The sequence below is a fragment of the Streptomyces sp. NRRL WC-3549 genome, assembly GCF_000721935.1.
GTDB lineage: Bacteria > Actinomycetota > Actinomycetes > Streptomycetales > Streptomycetaceae > Streptomyces.
In genome coordinates, this window is sequence record NZ_KL585462.1 from 21,635 (window position 1) to 23,861 (window position 2,227).

Consider the following 2,227-nt stretch of genomic DNA (forward strand, 5'->3'; position numbering starts at 1 on the left):
CGCCGCCGGCGGCGCGGCCGACGTCCGGCTCGGGCAGGCCCTTGCGGTCGATCTTCCCGTTCGGGGTGAGCGGCAGCCGGGGCAGGACGACGAGGGCGGAGGGGACCATGTAGGCGGGCAGGCGCTCCCCCAGGGCGGCGCGCAGCCCGACGGCATCCGGCGGGCCCGCCGGACCGACCAGGTAGCCGGCCAGCCGGCGATCACCGGGCCGGTCCTCGCGGACGACGGCGACGGCGGCGGTGACACCCGGCAGCCGGCGCAGGGCGGACTCCACCTCGCCGAGTTCGATCCGGTAGCCGTTGAGCTTGACCTGGCCGTCGATCCGCTCCAGGTACTCCAGGCGGCCGTCGGGCAGGTGGCGTACCAGGTCCCCGGTACGGTAGGCGCGGCCGGTGCCGCCGGGGGCGGTGACGAACCGTTCGGCGGTCAGGCCGGACCGGCCGAGGTAGCCGTCGGCGACCCCGTCCCCGGACAGGTGCAACTCGCCGGGGATGCCGGGCGGAACCCGGACACCACGCTCGTCGAGGACGTGGCAGCGGGTGTTGCCGACAGGCCTGCCGATGGTGGGCGCCTCGCCGGGCAGCACCCGGTCCACGGTGGACCAGATGGTGGTCTCGGTCGGGCCGTACATGTTGTAAAGGGCGCCTACGCGGGGCGCGAGCCGCCCGGCCAGTTCGGCGGGCAGCGGTTCGCCGCCGCACAGCGCCCGCAGCGCAGGATCGCCGCTCCAGCCGGCGGCGAGCAGCATCTGCCAGGTGGTCGGTGTGGCCTGCAGGACGGTGGGCGCGGAGCGTTCCACACGCTCGCGCAGGGCGACGCCGTCGGCGGCCTCGGCGGCGGGGAGGATCTCCACGGTGCCGCCCCGCACCAGTGGCAGGTACAGCTCCAGGCCGGCGATGTCGAAACACACGGTGGTCAGCGCGAGCAGCGAGTCCCCGGAGCCGAAGCCGGGCCTGCGGGCCATCGTCCACAGGAAGTTCACCAGCGCCCGGTGGCCGACCTGGACGCCCTTGGGCAGGCCGGTGGAGCCGGAGGTGTAGATCACGTAGGCGGGGGTGTCCGGGTCGGAGCGGTCGAGGGGGGCCACCGGCGGCCCGGCCGCGAGCGCGGTGGAAACCGGTACCGGCGTGATCGGGAACTCCGCCAGGGTCCCGCCCGGCGTCTCGTCGGTCACGACCAGTCGGGCGCCGGAGTCCTGGAGCATGTGGCCGATCCGGGCCGGCGGGTAGACCGGGTCGATCGGCACGTAGGCGGCCCCGGTGCGCAGGACGGCCAGCAGGCTGATCAGCAGCTCGGGCGAGCGCTCCAGGTAGACGCCGACGAGTGTGCCGGGGCCCGCGCCGAGGCCGGCGAGGTGCCGGGCCAGCCGGTCGGCGGCCTCGTCGAGTTCGCCGTAGCCGAGGGCGCGGTCCTGGAAGCGGACGGCGGTGGCGCCCGGCGCGGCGCAGGCGATGTCGCTGACCAGCCGGGTCACGGTCGCCTCGCGCGGATACTCCTCGTCGGTCTCGTTCCACCGGCCGAGCAGCAGTTCCCGCTCCTCGGGGAGGAGCAGCTCGGCGGTGCCGACCGGGCGGTGGGGGTCTGCGGAGAGGGCGGCGAGGAAGGCGGCGAAGTGTCCGGCGAACCAGCGCACGTGGTCGGCGGTCAGTCCGGCGCCCGCGTGGAAGCCGACGGCTCCGTCGGCGTCGATGCGGACGGTCAGCGGCCGGTCGTCCGGCTGGGCCGCACCGCCGGGCAGTACGACGGCGACCGGCAGACCGGTGCGCGCGGCGCCGGCCAGGTCCGGGTGGCGCAGGGGCACGTCGCGCCGGTACGGCGCGCGGTCCCGGAGTCCGTCGAGCTCGGTGCCGATCAGCGCGGTGAGGCCGGACAGGGGCAGGTCGAACACCTTCTCCGGGACGGGCAGGGGCACGTCGGGCGCCAGGATGCGGGAGGCGGCCGGGGTGGTCGCCCGCGGGACGGACACGGCGACGTGCCGCTCGTCACCCCGGGTGAGCCGGGCGAGGAAGGCCACCACGGCGGCGAGGGCCGTCCGCTCGGGCCGTGTGCCCCGCTCGCGCAGGGCCTCGGGCAGCGGGACCGGGCCCGCCGGGTGGGCCTGCGGGTCCAGGGTGCCGAACCTGGGGGGGAGCAGCGGTCGCAGCGTCCGCAGGACGCGCAACCAGCGGCGCTCCTGGCGGTGGGCGGTGCGGGCGGCCTCCGCCAGTTCGGCGGCGGCAGCGTCGGG

The 2,227-nt window shown here is 76.5% G+C and carries 1 protein-coding gene; it reads right to left on the minus strand.

The annotated features are described in order from the left end of the window. The coding region (locus IH13_RS0136055; protein WP_158791521.1) for an amino acid adenylation domain-containing protein at positions 1-2,227 on the minus strand (2,227 nt) is incomplete at both ends.